We start from the raw sequence: 14,937 nt of genomic DNA on the forward strand, positions 1-14,937 counted from the left end.
GGCTGAGGTGACAGACATGCGACCCAAACAACAGGTAACGAAACTGCCGGTTTACCAGCCGGGCAAACCGATTGACGAAGTGAAAAGGGAGCTTGGCTTGACTCACGTGATCAAGCTGGCTTCCAACGAAAATCCGTTCGGATTTTCGCCTAAAGCCAAAGAAGCGATTCTGGCTGACCTGGACAACTTGACCTTGTATCCGGACGGGGCGGGAGCAGAGGTGACGCGGGCCGTTGCCGGTCACTACGGCGTTAACGCGGACCAGCTTATTTTCGGGGCGGGATCGGATGATGTGATCCTGATGATCGCCAGGGCTTATCTCGTACCCGGAGATGAAACGATCATGGCGACCCATACGTTTCCCCAGTACAAACATAACGCGGAGATCGAAGGCGCGGTTTCGGTTGAGGTTCCTTTAAAAGAAGGAAAACACGATCTGGACGAAATGCTCCGCCGCGTCAATGAACGGACGAAAATCGTCTGGATCTGCAACCCGAACAACCCGACCGGAACGATAGTGACCGGACAGGAGCTGGAAGCTTTTATGAACAAGGTTCCTTCTGATGTCATGGTGGCTCTCGACGAGGCTTACTACGAATATACGACCGATGAGGCGTATCCGGACAGTCTGGATCTGCTGAACAGATATCCCAATATCGTGATCCTCCGCACGTTCTCGAAAATTTACGGGCTTGCTTCCCTGCGGATCGGTTACGGAATCGGACATCCGGATGTGATTCGCACAATCAATCAGGTGCGGGAGCCGTTTAATACGACCCGTTTGGCTCAAGCGGCTGCGGCTGCGGCTATCCGGGACCAGGATTTTGTGGAACAGTGCCGCAGGCTCAACCGGGAAGGGGTCGCGTATCTCCTCGGGGAGTTCCAAAGACTCGGCCTTTACTCGTATCCGGCCCACGGCAATTTTATCCTGGTGGATATCGGCCGTCCTTCGGGTCCTGTATTTGACGAGCTTCTTCGTCACGGCATCATCGTCCGCAGCGGGGAAAAGCTCGATTTCCCGACCATGCTGAGAGTAACGGTGGGCAGCAGAGAGCAGAACGAAGCGTTCGTTCATGCTCTTGAGCTTGTGCTTCACGGGGCTGTCCAAGAATCATAATACGTATAGGAAAAGGTTATCAAACATGACGACAATCTCAATTTTCGGCGTCGGGCTCATTGGCGGCTCGCTCGCTTTATGCTTCAAAGGCAAACCGGACATTACGGTCATTGGCCACTCCAATAACCCGACGTCGGTGGAAAATATGGTGAAAAGACGCATCGTGGACGAAGGAACGACCTCGATGCAGGCGGCGGCCGAAGCCGCCGATATCATTTTTCTGTGTGTGCCCGTTGGGGCGCTGGAATCGTATCTCGAACGGTTAAAGCAGTTCTCCTTAAAAAAGGGCTGCCTTATAACGGATGTGGGCAGCACCAAGTTGTCCGTCGTACAGTGTGCGGAGAAACTGCGCTTTAAGGACGCTTATTTCATCGGCGGTCATCCTATGGCCGGTTCGGAACGTTCCGGCATGGAAGCCGCCTCTTCGCATTTGTTCGAGAATGCATTCTACGTTCTGACACCGGGTACAGACACGCCGGTTGCTGAAGTCGAGCGTTTGGCCAAACTCCTTGCGTATACGCAAGCCCAGATTATCCGAGTGGACGCACGCGAACACGACGATATCGTGGGAGCCATCTCACACCTGCCGCACATGATTGCAGTCGCGCTCGTTAACCAGATCCGGACGTACAACGAATCCAATGAGCTCTACAAAAACCTGGCGGCCGGAGGTTTCCGCGATATTACGCGTATCGCTTCCAGCGATCCTTTTATATGGCGGGATATCCTCATCAACAACCGCACCGTTCTGCTCAAGCTTCTGGACGACTGGGATCAGCAGATCTCGGTGTTCCGCGAGCTTCTCGAGAAGGAAGACGGCGAGGGCATCCAGAAGCAGTTTGAGGTAGCCGGGACATTCCGCAAGCAGGTACCGGACCGCCGGAAAGGAATGCTTACGCCGCTGTACGATATTTACGCGGATATTCCGGACCATCCGGGAATGATCGGACAGATCGCAACGCTGCTCGGCAAGCATCGGCTCAACCTGAGCAACCTGCAGATCATCGAGAGCCGTCTCGACGTGCCGGGCGTACTCCGTCTGTCTTTCCGGGACCAGGAAACTGCGGACAGAGCATCGGCCCTGCTCAGCGAGCAATTTTCCATCCACGTTTAGGTCGTTTTCTTGTGCGAAACTAATGAAGTCTCTTTCCCGATATGCATAGTTGCCTTTATGCGGACGTGTGCGGGGGAGAGGCTTTTTTTTATGGTAACTAACAGCCTTCGAAAACTTTTTCGTAAACGTTTTCAAAAAAGCATTGACTTTTTGTAAACGGATTCATATAATAAAAGTACAGTATGGTTTCTCTCCACTCCTATCCGATAATCGCACATTGTGCAGCCGCCTCGTAGAGGTGGTTTTTTTTTTGCCTTTTTTCGGTATCGCGGCGGACACGGAGAAAATTTTACAGCTCTATGCAATATTTGTTATAGTGATATCATGTTGTGCTTCGATTGATGGAAGTTAGCCCGCAGACCGCGCAACTTTTTGGTTCCCGCCCGGTATAAGCATGTAAACGGAAGCGGGGAACCCGAACGTACTGTGCAGGAGGGGTGCACGTAATGACGGATACCCAGTTGATTCGTGAGGTTAAGGATGGAAATGTAGGGAAATACAACGAGCTGATGCACCGCTATGAGCGCAAAATTTTCGTTTTTATTTATCATATGCTCAAAAGCGCCCAGCTGGAGCTGATGGCTGAGGATTTGTGCAACGAAACTTTTTACAAAGCTTACCGGAGCCTGAGTTCGTTCCGTGAAGCGGAAGCTTCCTTCTCTACCTGGTTGTATACGATCGCACGAAACACCGTGCTGAGTGAAATGCGCAAACACAAAATCGTTAAAATATCGTTGGACAATTGCGGACATACCCCTCAAACTTCGTTTGAATCGCTTCCCGAACAGACCGTCATACGGAAGGAGAAAGTCTCCATGGTCCGGATTGCGATCAATAGTCTGCCGGAGAAGCAGAGATCGGCTCTGATCCTGCGGGAATACGATCAGCTGGATTACCAGGAGATCGCATCCATTTTGGGACAAACCGTCAGTTCGGTCAAATCTCTGTTGTTTCGGGCCAGAGCCAGTGTAAAGCTGCAGATGGAACCCTACTACAACACCGATAATTGGCTGGAAGAATGCGAGGGGATGACGCGGAGATGAAATGTGAGGATGTTCAGGAATGGCTGCTTGAATACATAGAGGGCACGGCTAGCGAGCTGAGGCGCCAGGCTGTCCGGGTACATTCGGACAGCTGCAAGCGCTGCTCGGACCAGTTCAACTCGTGGCAGGAGTGCCGGGACCTGATCCGCTTATCGCTGCGTACCGATACGCCTGTCCCGCGAGTATCTATCGCGGATTCGGTCATGCAGCGGATCGGCGCTTACGAGCCGTGGCGTTATCCCGCAGAGGCGGGGGCCGCGGCAAGCTCCGGACACGCGCGCAAATTTCGCAGCGCGGGCCGTTTGGCGGCTTCCTTCTGCCTGCTGCTTTTCGTAGGCGTGCTGCTGTGCCTCTCACTGAACTCGTCTCCCTCTTTCCTGGGGAAGGGGGTAAGCTCGGGGTATGAGCATGCCTATGCCGGATCGCCGGGAATGGACGCGGCCTCGGCCTCGGCGATGAACGGCCGCACGATGAAGCATGCCGTAGCGGGCCTGAATGTTTCGGCGGTTATGCCCAGTAGGAGCACGTTTGTTTTACCGCCTTACGTTCATCATCTCATCGCGTTATCGCTGCTCGGCTTGTTTGTGAGCTTCCTGTTCCATGCCTGGATCGGACGCGGCAAACGATAAAAGAGAAGTTAGGAAAGTACCCGCCAGCTCTTACTGAGCTGGTTTGTTTATGGAGGAGATTATATTGACCACAATCGGGTTAATCCGTCATGGCAGCACCGAATGGAACCTTTTGGGCAAAATACAGGGAGCACTCGACACGGAACTTACCGAAGAGGGAAGAGAACAGGCAAGGCGGCTGGGTACACGGCTGCGCGGAGAAGCGTGGGACGGCATCATCAGCAGTGATTTGAAACGGGCGAAGGAAAGCGCGCAGCTGATCAGCGAACGATCGGGCATCCCGATAGCCGGAACGGACAGCAGGCTCAGGGAGAAAGGCTTCGGCCTGGTAGAGGGCACGACGCTCCAGGAACGGCTCGACCGCTGGGGACCCGACTGGCTGCGGCTGGAGCTTGGCGGGGAGACGGACGAGCAGGTCCGCAGCCGCTGGCTTTCGTTCTATGCGGATTTGTGCGTGAACTACCCCCGCGGCCGGATGCTTATCGTCAGCCATGGAGCATTTATCGGACGGGCGTTAGAGACGATGAAATTGGAGCGTCCGGGCGACCCTCTCACGAACGCGTCCTTAACGATTGTCCGCCAGGGCACCGCGGTGTGGGAATGCACGCTGTATAATTGTACGGAGCATTTAATCGTGTGAGCGACGGAAACAGGAAAAGCATGTCTGCCGGAAGGCGGATGTGCTTTTTTTTGCGTGAAAGGTTTAATTCAGGGAATTATTCCCATACTGAGTAGTACCAACAAGTATACGGCTAACTAGAAGGATTGCGGTCATGAAAGACGGACAGGAATCGTGAAAGGAGGTGGCGGACTTGAATCTGGCCGATATGCTCAGTTACGCGGATATCCACGATTTAAACCGGATTGCGGATACTTATGCCTGCGAATGCAACATGCATTCCAAGAACGAGCTGATCCAGTCTATATTGACTACGGTCGGCCGTAGGGACATTTTCGAAGAGCGGGTAGACGCGCTGACGATGGAAGATATCCGGTTTTTAAACACTCTGTTGTTTGAAGAGCGGGGGCTGTTCAGTCTGGAAGAGCTCGTTGCCCGCGTGCAGCAGGCCAAGTTTTTGAAGGAAGAGAAGGAAAATTCCAACCCGCGCGACACGATCTCGAAATTCAAAAAGCACGGCTGGCTGTTTCACGGTTATTCCCAGCAGACCAAGTATCTTTTTCAAGTGCCCCATGATTTGAAGCGGCGTTTCGGCGATGTGCTGACCCGCAATTACAAAAGCCGCCTTACCTATACGAACGATCCTGCCGTCTATCGTGAGGAACATACCCTGATGGCTGACGATGTGCTTCAGCTAATGCGGTATATCAGGGACCATGAAGTGCTGCTGACCCATGAAGACGTCATGTACAAGCGGCAGCTGTCCCAGATCCTGGGCGGCATGGCGGTTAAGGAAGAGCTTGTAGGCAAGACGGCATGGAGATTCGGTTACGGGCGCAAATTCAAGGAATATCCGAACCGGTTCTCGCTGATCTACGACTACTGCTTCTTCCAGGGGCTTCTCCAGGAACGGGGCGGGCTGCTGCTCCTGACGGAGAAAGGCGCGGAAATGACGGACGCCGGGATAAGGCCGGGCCAGGACGACCTGTATCGCTTCTGGCTCCGGCTCTACAAAGGCCCTGTCTACAACCTCCAGTCGATCGTACAATGGACGGCCCGGCTGGCCGGCAACTGGGTGACGACCGCGTCGCTGGCGGAAGTGCTGTGTCCATTGATCCGGCCGTTTTACTACGATTCGCCGGAATCGATTTTCGAACAGCGGATTATCGCCATGATGATGCATCTGGGACTGCTTGCCGTCGGGGAAGAAGAGCATGCCGGAGCCGTGGTCCGCATCACCTCTCTGGGCGGCAAAACGATTGCCGGCAACCAGATTGCCGAGGAAGACAAAATCGATTTAAAAGAATAGCGCCTGTTGATAGGCGGCTGCCCTTAATCGGCCGCCACGTTGACGGCATCTCCTCCCGGCATCTATGATGAGAAAAAAATCCAGAGGAGTGAGTTGGCGCTATGCTGCATCCTTTTAAAGGCTTATTTCCCGCTATCGCGTCTTCGGTCTACATCGCCCCGGGCGTACAGATTATCGGAGATGTTTCTGTCGGTGAAGATTCCACCATCTGGTTCAATGCCGTCCTGAGAGGAGATTTGGCTCCGATCCGGATCGGGAACCGGTGCAATATTCAAGACGGATGCATCGGTCATGTCAACATGGACCAGCCGCTGATCTTAGAAGACGACGTTTCCGTCGGTCATGGTGCCCTCATACACGGCTGCCGTATAGGCAGGGGCACATTAATCGGAATGGGGGCGATCGTACTAAACGGCGCCGAGATCGGTGAATATGCTTTAGTAGGGGCAGGTTCTCTCGTTACTGAAGGTACGATTCTTCCGGCTTATACGCTGTCGCTGGGAACTCCGGCAAAAGTTGTGCGGGAATTAACACCTCAGGATCTCGAACGGATGAAACGCACGACGGATAACTATGTAAGCAAGGGAAGAGAGTACCGGATGGAACCAGGGAAGTAATACAATCCTATCGCTGCTCTGCATTGTGCGGACGATACCTGGAGGTAGATCCCTATGGGAAGAATGAATGTTTCAAATGAGGCGCTGCTGGGTCTGATCGCTGAATTGGTAATGGACGACGCCATGCGGAAATATAAAGAAAATCATCTCTATCAACAGATTGACAGCGCTCTAGCCGAGGGTGATGAAGCTACATTTCTAGCGCTTACCGCCGAACTCAAATCCATCCAATCCCCCGGCTAGGCTGCCGGTGTCGTCACAAAACTCATTAAAAAACAGGACTGCCGCAAACGAGCATGTCCCGTCATTATCCTCTCTTTCTTGCGGACCATCCAAGCGGATGCCTTGCTGCGGAAAGAGGGGGTTTTTTGATTTTCATGGGATAAAAAGGTACCCACCGTTTGGCCCGATATGGTAAAGTAGCTCTATTGACCGGAAAGGGAGAGAAGGATGAAGTTTAGCGAAATTACGGAAAAAGACTGGACGGATCTGCAGCCGTATCTGGACACCTGTCTGCTTCCCGTTACGGGGCTGGGCGGCGCGGAGCAGCCCTGGGAAGCGGGAGACGCCTTGGAGAGCCTCAGGGACGTACTGGACGTGCTGGAGATACCCTACAAAGGAAGAGTCGTCACGTATCCGGCCCTCCATTACTGCACCTCGGAAGATACGGATCGGGAATACGTGGAAACGACCTGCGGGCAGTTAAGGAAGGTCGGTTTCGCTTATATCGTCGTGGTGACCGCTCATCCGGAGATCGGGGCCTGGCAGCTGCAGAATGCGGATCTGATCGTATACACTACCCCCGAGGCGCTGCAATATCCCGGACAGGAAGCGAAGAAAGCGATAGGGGAACGGATCGAACAGCTCTGGTTTTCAAAAAAATCAGAAGAGATTCGTTAAAATTCGAAAATTTGGTAAAGATAAAAAGGATGGCGTGTTTCCCGGAGGAAATTGTGACAATTTTGTTAAAATCACAACGCAACCCGAGAAGGCACTCCCTTGACCTTGCGGCTACATCCTTGACGCCCCAAAGGTCGTAGGATATTATTAGTAATGTCCTAGTCTATGAAGTGTAAGATAATGTCGAACGACACGTGATATAGGTTCGATTTGTCATGCGACAAATTGAATGGCTTAGGGGGGTAGCACGCGAAATGAGTGAACGCAACAATTCGAATGAGCACCATGGCAAGAAGCCAGTAGTACGGCGTCAAATGTCCCGCCGCCAGTTTCTTTCGTACACGCTCGGCGGTACCACTGCTTTCATGGCGGCCGGTATGGTAGCTCCAATGCTGAGATTCGCGGTGGATCCGGTGCTTCAGCCGAAGAAGGCTTCGGATTGGATCAAAGTAGTTGAGGAAGCCAAAATTACGAATGAGCCCACATCATTCACGTTCCAGGTCCATCAGGTGGACGGCTGGTACGAGAGCGATGTGGAACTGACAGCATGGATCACCAAGGGTCAAGACGGCAAAATCTTCGCTTTGAACCCGACATGCAAGCACTTGGGTTGTACGGTTAACTGGAACAACAATCCGGAGTACAAAAACCAGTATTTTTGCCCATGCCACGGCGCGCATTACACCGCTGACGGCAAAAACCTTGCGGTAGCTCCAGCTCCGCTGGACGAATACGACGTAAAAATCGATAAAGGATTCGTCTACCTGGGACAGCTGCACGCTAACACAAGGGCGAAATAAGGAGGGCGTAACGATCAGATGTTTAAAAATATGTACAACTGGATCGACGAACGTCTAGATATCACGCCGATCTGGAGGGACGTAGCCGATCACGAGGTTCCCGAACACGTCAACCCGGCTCACCATTTTTCCGCTTTCGTTTATTGTTTCGGCGGTCTGACGTTCTTTGTCACTGTAATTCAAATCTTGTCCGGTATGTTCCTGACGATGTATTATACACCGGACATTATCAACGCTTATGCAAGCGTTGACTATTTGCAGCACCAGGTAGCATTCGGCGTTATCGTGCGCGGTATGCACCACTGGGGAGCATCCCTTGTTATTGTCATGATGCTGTTACATACGCTCCGCGTTTTCTTCACGGGTTCGTACAAAGCGCCTCGTGAAATGAACTGGGTCGTCGGCATGCTGATCTTCTTTGTTATGCTTGGTCTTGGTTTCACCGGCTACCTGCTTCCTTGGGATAACAAAGCCTACTATGCTACGCAAGTAGGGATCAAGATCGCGGCATCGATCCCATTCCTGGGTCAATATGTTCAAACGTTCCTGCAGGGTGGAGATATTGTAGGTGCGCAGACGCTGACGAGATTCTTCGCACTTCACGTGTTCTTCCTACCTGCAGCTCTCCTCGCATTACTGGCCGGACACTTCTTGATGATTCGCAGGCAGGGGATTTCCGGACCGCTATAAAATGAAAGGAGGGTACTTAAGTGGCTCACGGACAAAAAGATGGCGAGAAAGTCGTCTATGTAGGCGACTCTCGTGTTAAGAAAACAGTAAAAAACACCGTACCTCCGGACTATTCGTCTTATCCGGGGAAATCCGAAGCGTTCATTCCGAACTTTCTATTGAAAGAATGGATGGTTGCCGTTGTATTTCTGGTCGGTGTATTGTGTCTGGTTATTTCAGAACCGGCGCCGCTCGGCTACCCGGCTGATCCTAAGAACACATCCTTTATTCCGATTCCGGACTGGTACTTCCTGTTTATGTACCAACTGCTGAAATATCCGTATACATCGGATCAGTACGTCGTTATCGGTACGCTGATCGTACCCGGACTGATGTTCGGCGGACTTCTTCTGGCACCGTTCCTGGATACAGGGAAAGAGCGCCGGTTCTACAGACGCCCGATCGCTTCTTCTCTGGCGCTTCTGACGTTAATTGCTTCCGCATACTTGACGTATACCTCCTGGCATCATTACCAGCTGGAATTGAAAGCGACTAACACGATTCCGGAGCACATCAAGCGTGAAGAAGAAATGAAAGAGAAGAAAGCAGCTGGCGGCGCCGCTTCCGGCGGTGGCGGACAGCAGCAGAAAGCGGCAGGCGTCGTCGCAGCGGACGACCCGGCTGCTGAGATTTACAAGAAAGCGACTTGCGTATCTTGTCATGTCGCCGACCTGAAAGGGATGCCGAACAACGGAATCCCGGCACTTCGCGGTGTGGGCGACAAGCATGATAAGGAACAGATTATGAACATCATCAAGAACGGCCAGGGGGCTATGCAGCCTCAATATAAAGACAACATCGCCAAAGGGTTAACCGATGCCGATTTGGACAAACTGGCTGACTGGCTTGCTAAACAAAAGAAAGCCCAATAAGCATGTCTAAGAACCTGACCGTACGCAGACGGTCAGGTTTTTTTGTAAAACCAAATGGGTGCAAGAGATCCGTTAGCCGGATTTCCGAGGGGAGCAGAACGATGAGAAATAACGCCACCCTGCATCAGGCGCTTACTCTCTTGAGAAGCCGGCCTATGCTATGGCTGCTGTTTTGGATTAATGCTTTAGGAACCGTATACGGCTACTACTGGTATAAATATCAGTTAATGGATACGTATGATTTCGAGCCTGTCTGGTACCTGCCCTTTGTTCCGGACAGCCCGACGGCAAGCCTGTTTTTTACGCTAACTCTTCTGTATCTGTTAAGAGATGAGCGGACGAACGGAGTCGGTTTGGGTAAACGTTCGCTGCTTCGCGGATTTATTGAAACGTTCGGGCTGGTGACCTCTTTTAAATACGGCATCTGGGCCGTAGCCATGATCTGGTCCGGCTATGCGCTGGGAGATCCCGTAGCCTGGCAGGATTGGATGCTTACTCTTTCTCATTTGGGTATGGCGATTGAGGTGCTTTTATTCGCATCGGTGATGACTTACTCGGTTCCCGCCGTGTTCCTGGTGACTGTCTGGGTGTTTGCGAACGATTGGATGGACTATACGAAGGGAATCTTCCCCAGACTCTCCGAGGTGCTGATGCCTCATCTGGATACGATCCAGTGGTTTACCATCGGATTAAGCGCAGCGGGCATTCTTGCGGCACTTGCCTATCTGCCTTATCAAAAACACCGGCACCGCAAGGTCTAAATGTGGACATCCCTCCATATGATGTGGTAGGAGGGATGTCCACATGTTGTTTAGTTCTTGCAGGCGGATCATCGGATTGCTCGGAGCATGGGCAATCTTCACTTCGGCGGCGGTTGGTTGTGCACCGGCCCCGAAAGAAGCAGTTCCCGCGGCATCGATGACTCCGGTTCAAATGAAGACGGCTGAATCCTTGAATGAAGCCGCGGAGCAGCTGTACAAGCTGTCGGAACAGGGGAAAACGACGGAAGCCAGAATCGAACTCGAACAGCTCGGAGAACTTGCGACTAAGCTGACGTATGACGGTTCGATTACGATAGAAGGTTTGCATGCACTGACGGAAACGATTACGGAGGCGAAGAAAACCTATGCCTCTGTTTCCTTTTCCCAGGATGAAGGGCGCTTTGCCGCCGCCAAAATCAGACTGGCCGCCGACGCGCTGACCCACCGTGGACAGCCCATGTGGCTTCAGTACTACAAGCTGATCAAGGATGACTTGAAACGGATCGAGACGAATGTAGCGGCACGGAAAAAGCTTGAAGCTCTGCTGGACTACAATAAGCTGTACCGGCATATGTCGACCATTCGTCCGGCGCTGCTTATCAGCCGTGCTCCTGCGGAAGTGGCGAAGCTGGATTCCTTGCTCGTGTTCATGAGAAAGGGATTGGGCGCTCCGACTCTCGACAAACCGAATTTGCTTCAAGCTTCGGAAGAGTTCGGCAAGACAATCGACGGGATATTCGGCCGCTCCGATCGTGAAGCATTCCTGCCGCTGCCCGACACACAGGAGCCCATATTCTGGTCGCTTGGTGTCGGCGCGTTCATTATCGGCGTCCTGCTGTTTGCCGGCTGGCGGATGTTCCGCTTAAAGCCCGGTTACGATACCGTCCGGAATAAAAAGAGAGAAGGCTTCTAGTCAACCTTGAAGCCTTCTCCCAATACTTCGTGCACTTCATTGATAATAATGAATGCGGTGGGGTCGATGGATTTGACCAGTTCCTTGAGCCGCCGCATCTCCTGACGGTAGACCACGCAGTAGACCACTTCTTTCTCTTGACGGGAGAAAGCCCCCTTGGCCGGAAAAAGAGTGACGCCCCGGTCCAATTCTTTTTGAATCGCCTGAGACACTTTTTCCGCTTCATTGGTAATGATCGTAAAAGCTTTGGCGGAATGCGAGCCTTCCGTGATGTAATCGATCATTTTGGAGCCGATAAATACGCTGACCAGTGAGTAGAGTACTTTTTCCTTCGGTATGTAGAGTAAAGACGTGCCGATAACGATGAGGTCGATCAACAGGATGACCTGCCCGACACTCCATCCTTTCCACTTGTTGCCCAGTTGGGCAAGAATATCCGATCCTCCGGTCGTTCCTCCAAAACGGAATACGATCCCGAGTCCCAAGCCTATCGTAAAGCCCGCATATAACGCGGCAAGCAAATAATCCTGCTTGGTGGCAAAGGGGATTATCCATCCTTTTCCGATCATGATTTCCATCACCCATAAGAAAAACGAAGACGAAAGAGAGCCGAAAATCGTATAGACCATAGCTTTAGAGCCGAAATGCCTCCATCCCAAGTAAAAAAGCGGCACATTCAGAACGAGCGTAGTCGCGGAAGGCGGAAGCAGGAAAATGTAGTGCAGAAGCAGTGAAATGCCCGTGAGCCCGCCTTCCATCAGCTCATTGGGAATGACAAAATAATGAACCCCGAACGAAAAGATGGCGGTCCCGAATGCGATAGGCAAGAACTGCTTCAAATACGGCATTGTCTTTTCTTTTAAAGCCATTGCCATTGGTTTCTCCTCCTTCCCTGACTTACCACTAATCACCAATCCTATTGTAATGAAATTCGAGTCCGTTGTCATCCGGGCGCCACAGGCGACTTGATTGTTCCTGCCGGATCATATGGAAAAACAGGCCGGATTCCATTCCTTGGCCTGTTTTTTTGCTTGGGAAGAAAAGCGTTAATAAAAGTCTTTTTTGCGGTATTTGCCGATAAATCCGGCTAAACCGAGCATGCCGATGAAGCCCAGCCAGTCCCAGTCCGGATCGTCTCTCCTTGCGGATTCGGATACTTTGGAATCGAACGGCATCAGATTGACGTTGTACTTTTTGGACGGAGGGTAATCGCCCGGCTTAGGAATCGGGTCTCGGGGAGGCTGGGGCAGGCTAGTGCCTACGCCGCCGTTTGAATACTCTGCCGGATCGGCCGTTCCGGTGGATCCGCTGATGCCGGACTTGATCCGCTGAGTACCGTAGGATGAGGGCTTATTATCGGGATAACCGAGCGTCCCGGGTTCTCCATGTATGCCCCGGTCAGCGGATTGCGCGATGCAGGTACCGCAAACGGCCAAAAACATCATCACGCAGAGTGAAAAACTGTACAGTCGTTTCATCTGATTCCCGCCTTCCTGGTTGACTTCGTTTGCTGCTTATCTTTGGTTTTCCCTCTACCCTAAATGTCATACAAGGAAAGTGTTGTCCGCAAATCGAAAATTGCAATAAAAACGAGTCTATAATAAGATGTTGGTAAGATTTAAGTTAGGCTGGAAAGAAAGAGAGGCCCTTTTATGGCGGAACGTTCAATGAAGGATCTGCAGCAGGAAGTGGATACATACATATCGCAGTTTAAAGAAGGCTATTTCAGTCCTCTTGCCATGCTGGCCAGAATGTCCGAGGAAGTCGGGGAATTGGCCAGGGAAGTCAATCACCAGTTCGGGGAAAAGCCTAAAAAAGCATCCGAAGAAGAAAACTCGATTGAGCTGGAGCTCGGCGACATTTTATTTATCACCATCTGCTTCGCCAATTCTCTGGGCATTGACTTAACGGAAGCGCACGATAAAGTGATGAAGAAATTCAACACCCGGGATGCGGACAGGTGGACCAAAGTAAACACCGATTCCGACTAATCCTCATATGCTGTACCATCCCCGGCTCTTCTGCGGGCGGAAGGAGGATGGACGGATGGATGGGGAACAGGAAATTCAGAAGGCCTACGAGGCTATTCTGAACAATGATTTCGAAGAAGCGATCGCATGGTTCGAAAAAGCGGTTTTATCGGAACCGGGTAACGCTTCTTACCATTATAAGCTTTCGATTACGTATGCCAGGAGCGGAAAGCTCGCGAAAGCGATCGATCATGCGGTCGACGCTTATGATCTGGAACCGGAAAGCGAAGCTTATCAGTATCATCTGACTACGCTGAAAGCCAAAGCACTGATTGCGGAAGCGGACAAGTGTCTGGACCAAAGCCGGGATAGGGAGCAGCTAAAAAACGCGATCGTTCTGCTGAAGCAGGCGGCTGCCCTGGATCCGCTGAGTGCCGAGGCCTGCTTGAAGCTTGCCGCTGCGTATGCGGGCGTAAGCGACTTTGACCTGGCCGTACACGCGGCCGAAGAGGCCATTCGCCTTGAACCGCTGAATAAGGCAGCGGCGGCACTGCTGGTTGAATACCGCAGGAAACTGCGCCAGTATTTGAAACCTTAAACACTGCACAAGATAAGAAAGGCGGTATATGTGATGACTCAGGAAGTAATTAAAGTGGCGGTTGCCGGAGCAAGCGGACGGATGGGCCGTGAAGTGGTAAAAATGGTACTCGGAGATTCCTCCTTGAAGCTGGTGGCTGCCGTTGACCGGTCCTCCGGTCCGGTAGACGCCGCATCTTTGGTGGGTCTTCCGGATTGCGGAGTTAAAATGTCCAACGATCTGGAACTGGCTTTGGTTGAAGGTAAAGCGGACGTTCTGGTAGACTTCACCGGACCTCAGAGCGCTGTCGCCAATACGGCGCTTGCTATTCGTCATGGCGTTAGACCGGTAATCGGAACGACGGGGTTTACGACCCAGGATATCGAAGAGTTGGACAAACAATGCAAGGATAAAAAAATCGGCGGACTGATCGCCCCCAACTTCTCCATCGGCGCTATTCTGATGATGAAATTCGCTTCACAGGCGGCCAAATATTTCCCGCACCTGGAAATCATCGAATACCACGGGGACCAGAAGCTTGATGCTCCATCGGGTACTTCCGTGAAAACAGCGGAACTTATCTCCCAGAACCGGGAAGAGTTTCGGCAAGGAAACCCCAAAGAAGAGGAACAGCTTGAAGGAGCGCGCGGAGCTTATTATAACGGCTTCCGTATCCACAGCGTCCGGCTTCCGGGTGTTTTTGCCCAGCAGGAAGTGATTATGGGGGCGTACGGAGAGTCGCTCAAAATCCGGCATGATTCCTATGAGCGCGCGGCTTATATGCCAGGCGTAAATAAGGCCGTGCATAAAGTCATGACCTATGAAGGCATGATCTACGGGTTCGAACATTTTATCGACTGATTGTTCTTCATTCCTTCAATCGGACTTCCTAATTACCTCTTATTTATTTTTCATGCTTTTCTACGAACCATACATATCAGCAGACCCCCTGAAGGCAGGGAAGGGA

Annotated in this window: 19 protein-coding genes; 17 read left to right on the top strand and 2 right to left on the bottom strand. The window is 52.0% G+C overall.

All coding sequences use genetic code 11. The features are described 5' to 3' along the window. The first annotated feature begins 16 nt into the window (after positions 1-16). The 14 genes from hisC (at position 17) to HMPREF1207_RS22545 (ending at position 11,423) form a co-directional block, all read left to right on the top strand. On the top strand, positions 17-1,117 hold the full coding sequence (gene hisC, locus HMPREF1207_RS22480) for a histidinol-phosphate transaminase (RefSeq protein ID WP_009675513.1): 1,101 nt from the start codon (positions 17-19) through the stop codon (positions 1,115-1,117). A 25-nt stretch (positions 1,118-1,142) separates the two neighbouring features. Continuing rightward, complete coding sequence (locus HMPREF1207_RS22485; protein WP_009675623.1) at positions 1,143-2,231, top strand: prephenate dehydrogenase; 1,089 nt, start codon at positions 1,143-1,145, stop codon at positions 2,229-2,231. Between the two features lie 446 nt (positions 2,232-2,677). Continuing rightward, a complete protein-coding gene (locus HMPREF1207_RS22490; protein WP_009675572.1) occupies positions 2,678-3,274 on the top strand; it encodes an RNA polymerase sigma factor in 597 nt (198 codons plus the stop codon). After that, complete coding sequence (locus HMPREF1207_RS22495) at positions 3,271-3,903, top strand: anti-sigma factor family protein (RefSeq protein WP_009675640.1); 633 nt, start codon at positions 3,271-3,273, stop codon at positions 3,901-3,903. Before HMPREF1207_RS22490 ends, HMPREF1207_RS22495 begins: the two co-directional genes overlap by 4 nt. 49 nt (positions 3,904-3,952) lie before the next feature. Continuing rightward, on the top strand, positions 3,953-4,543 hold the full coding sequence (locus HMPREF1207_RS22500; RefSeq protein ID WP_009675592.1) for a histidine phosphatase family protein: 591 nt from the start codon (positions 3,953-3,955) through the stop codon (positions 4,541-4,543). A gap of 172 nt (positions 4,544-4,715) precedes the next feature. Beyond that, complete coding sequence (locus HMPREF1207_RS22505; protein ID WP_009675645.1) at positions 4,716-5,831, top strand: hypothetical protein; 1,116 nt, start codon at positions 4,716-4,718, stop codon at positions 5,829-5,831. Positions 5,832-5,932: 101 nt separating this feature from the next. After that, complete coding sequence (locus HMPREF1207_RS22510) at positions 5,933-6,448, top strand: gamma carbonic anhydrase family protein (protein WP_009675518.1); 516 nt, start codon at positions 5,933-5,935, stop codon at positions 6,446-6,448. 54 nt (positions 6,449-6,502) lie between these two features. After that, positions 6,503-6,691, top strand: a complete 189-nt coding sequence (locus tag HMPREF1207_RS22515) for an IDEAL domain-containing protein (RefSeq protein ID WP_009675494.1) — start codon at positions 6,503-6,505, stop codon at positions 6,689-6,691. A gap of 207 nt (positions 6,692-6,898) precedes the next feature. Next, on the top strand, positions 6,899-7,348 hold the full coding sequence (locus HMPREF1207_RS22520) for a DUF2487 family protein (RefSeq protein ID WP_009675586.1): 450 nt from the start codon (positions 6,899-6,901) through the stop codon (positions 7,346-7,348). A 254-nt stretch (positions 7,349-7,602) separates the two neighbouring features. Beyond that, on the top strand, positions 7,603-8,148 hold the full coding sequence (locus HMPREF1207_RS22525; protein WP_016423998.1) for a QcrA and Rieske domain-containing protein: 546 nt from the start codon (positions 7,603-7,605) through the stop codon (positions 8,146-8,148). An 18-nt stretch (positions 8,149-8,166) separates the two neighbouring features. Continuing rightward, positions 8,167-8,838, top strand: coding sequence for a menaquinol-cytochrome c reductase cytochrome b subunit (gene qcrB, locus HMPREF1207_RS22530; RefSeq protein WP_009675629.1), 672 nt, complete (start codon positions 8,167-8,169; stop codon positions 8,836-8,838). Between the two features lie 20 nt (positions 8,839-8,858). Beyond that, complete coding sequence (locus HMPREF1207_RS22535) at positions 8,859-9,749, top strand: menaquinol-cytochrome c reductase cytochrome b/c subunit (protein WP_009675590.1); 891 nt, start codon at positions 8,859-8,861, stop codon at positions 9,747-9,749. A gap of 101 nt (positions 9,750-9,850) precedes the next feature. Continuing rightward, complete coding sequence (locus tag HMPREF1207_RS22540) at positions 9,851-10,510, top strand: DUF1405 domain-containing protein (protein WP_009675482.1); 660 nt, start codon at positions 9,851-9,853, stop codon at positions 10,508-10,510. A gap of 43 nt (positions 10,511-10,553) precedes the next feature. Further along, entirely contained in the window at positions 10,554-11,423 is an 870-nt protein-coding gene (locus tag HMPREF1207_RS22545) for a sporulation protein YpjB (protein WP_009675536.1), read from the top strand. Here HMPREF1207_RS22545 and HMPREF1207_RS22550 read toward each other — a convergent pair. Together HMPREF1207_RS22550 and HMPREF1207_RS22555 are read right to left on the bottom strand one after the other, a co-directional pair. Continuing rightward, positions 11,420-12,298, bottom strand: coding sequence for a YitT family protein (locus HMPREF1207_RS22550; protein WP_009675519.1), 879 nt, complete (start codon positions 12,296-12,298; stop codon positions 11,420-11,422). The genes HMPREF1207_RS22545 and HMPREF1207_RS22550 overlap by 4 nt on opposite strands. Positions 12,299-12,469: 171 nt before the next feature. Next, the gene (locus HMPREF1207_RS22555) at positions 12,470-12,901 is read right to left on the bottom strand and encodes a WGxxGxxG-CTERM domain-containing protein (RefSeq protein WP_009675580.1); all 432 of its coding nucleotides are present in this window, start codon (positions 12,899-12,901) and stop codon (positions 12,470-12,472) included. 174 nt (positions 12,902-13,075) lie between these two features. On the opposite strand from HMPREF1207_RS22555, the gene HMPREF1207_RS22560 reads away from it, so the two are divergent. From HMPREF1207_RS22560 to dapB, 3 genes are read left to right on the top strand one after another with little or no spacing between them, the layout of a single operon-like run. Further along, positions 13,076-13,414, top strand: a complete 339-nt coding sequence (locus HMPREF1207_RS22560; protein WP_009675531.1) for a nucleotide pyrophosphohydrolase — start codon at positions 13,076-13,078, stop codon at positions 13,412-13,414. 55 nt (positions 13,415-13,469) lie between these two features. Next, positions 13,470-13,991 (top strand): tetratricopeptide repeat protein, encoded by a 522-nt coding sequence (locus HMPREF1207_RS22565; RefSeq protein ID WP_009675563.1) that lies wholly within the window; start codon positions 13,470-13,472, stop codon positions 13,989-13,991. A gap of 33 nt (positions 13,992-14,024) precedes the next feature. Then, entirely contained in the window at positions 14,025-14,831 is an 807-nt protein-coding gene (gene dapB, locus HMPREF1207_RS22570; RefSeq protein WP_009675481.1) for a 4-hydroxy-tetrahydrodipicolinate reductase, read from the top strand. Positions 14,832-14,937: the final 106 nt, after the last annotated feature.

It is taken from the genome of Paenibacillus sp. HGH0039 (assembly GCF_000411255.1).
In the GTDB taxonomy this organism is placed as follows: domain Bacteria; phylum Bacillota; class Bacilli; order Paenibacillales; family NBRC-103111; genus Paenibacillus_F.

Coding starts and splice junctions, on each gene's coding strand:
- HMPREF1207_RS22560 (WP_009675531.1), top strand. CDS start 13,076: ATGGCGGAACGTTCAATGAAGGATCTGCAGCAGGAAGTGGATACATAC.
- HMPREF1207_RS22555 (WP_009675580.1), bottom strand. CDS start 12,901: ATGAAACGACTGTACAGTTTTTCACTCTGCGTGATGATGTTTTTGGCC.
- hisC (WP_009675513.1), top strand. CDS start 17: ATGCGACCCAAACAACAGGTAACGAAACTGCCGGTTTACCAGCCGGGC.
- HMPREF1207_RS22500 (WP_009675592.1), top strand. CDS start 3,953: ATGGAGGAGATTATATTGACCACAATCGGGTTAATCCGTCATGGCAGC.
- HMPREF1207_RS22490 (WP_009675572.1), top strand. CDS start 2,678: ATGACGGATACCCAGTTGATTCGTGAGGTTAAGGATGGAAATGTAGGG.
- HMPREF1207_RS22495 (WP_009675640.1), top strand. CDS start 3,271: ATGAAATGTGAGGATGTTCAGGAATGGCTGCTTGAATACATAGAGGGC.
- HMPREF1207_RS22525 (WP_016423998.1), top strand. CDS start 7,603: ATGAGTGAACGCAACAATTCGAATGAGCACCATGGCAAGAAGCCAGTA.
- HMPREF1207_RS22520 (WP_009675586.1), top strand. CDS start 6,899: ATGAAGTTTAGCGAAATTACGGAAAAAGACTGGACGGATCTGCAGCCG.
- HMPREF1207_RS22515 (WP_009675494.1), top strand. CDS start 6,503: ATGGGAAGAATGAATGTTTCAAATGAGGCGCTGCTGGGTCTGATCGCT.
- HMPREF1207_RS22565 (WP_009675563.1), top strand. CDS start 13,470: ATGGATGGGGAACAGGAAATTCAGAAGGCCTACGAGGCTATTCTGAAC.
- HMPREF1207_RS22510 (WP_009675518.1), top strand. CDS start 5,933: ATGCTGCATCCTTTTAAAGGCTTATTTCCCGCTATCGCGTCTTCGGTC.
- HMPREF1207_RS22545 (WP_009675536.1), top strand. CDS start 10,554: ATGTTGTTTAGTTCTTGCAGGCGGATCATCGGATTGCTCGGAGCATGG.
- HMPREF1207_RS22485 (WP_009675623.1), top strand. CDS start 1,143: ATGACGACAATCTCAATTTTCGGCGTCGGGCTCATTGGCGGCTCGCTC.
- dapB (WP_009675481.1), top strand. CDS start 14,025: ATGACTCAGGAAGTAATTAAAGTGGCGGTTGCCGGAGCAAGCGGACGG.
- qcrB (WP_009675629.1), top strand. CDS start 8,167: ATGTTTAAAAATATGTACAACTGGATCGACGAACGTCTAGATATCACG.
- HMPREF1207_RS22550 (WP_009675519.1), bottom strand. CDS start 12,298: ATGGCAATGGCTTTAAAAGAAAAGACAATGCCGTATTTGAAGCAGTTC.
- HMPREF1207_RS22540 (WP_009675482.1), top strand. CDS start 9,851: ATGAGAAATAACGCCACCCTGCATCAGGCGCTTACTCTCTTGAGAAGC.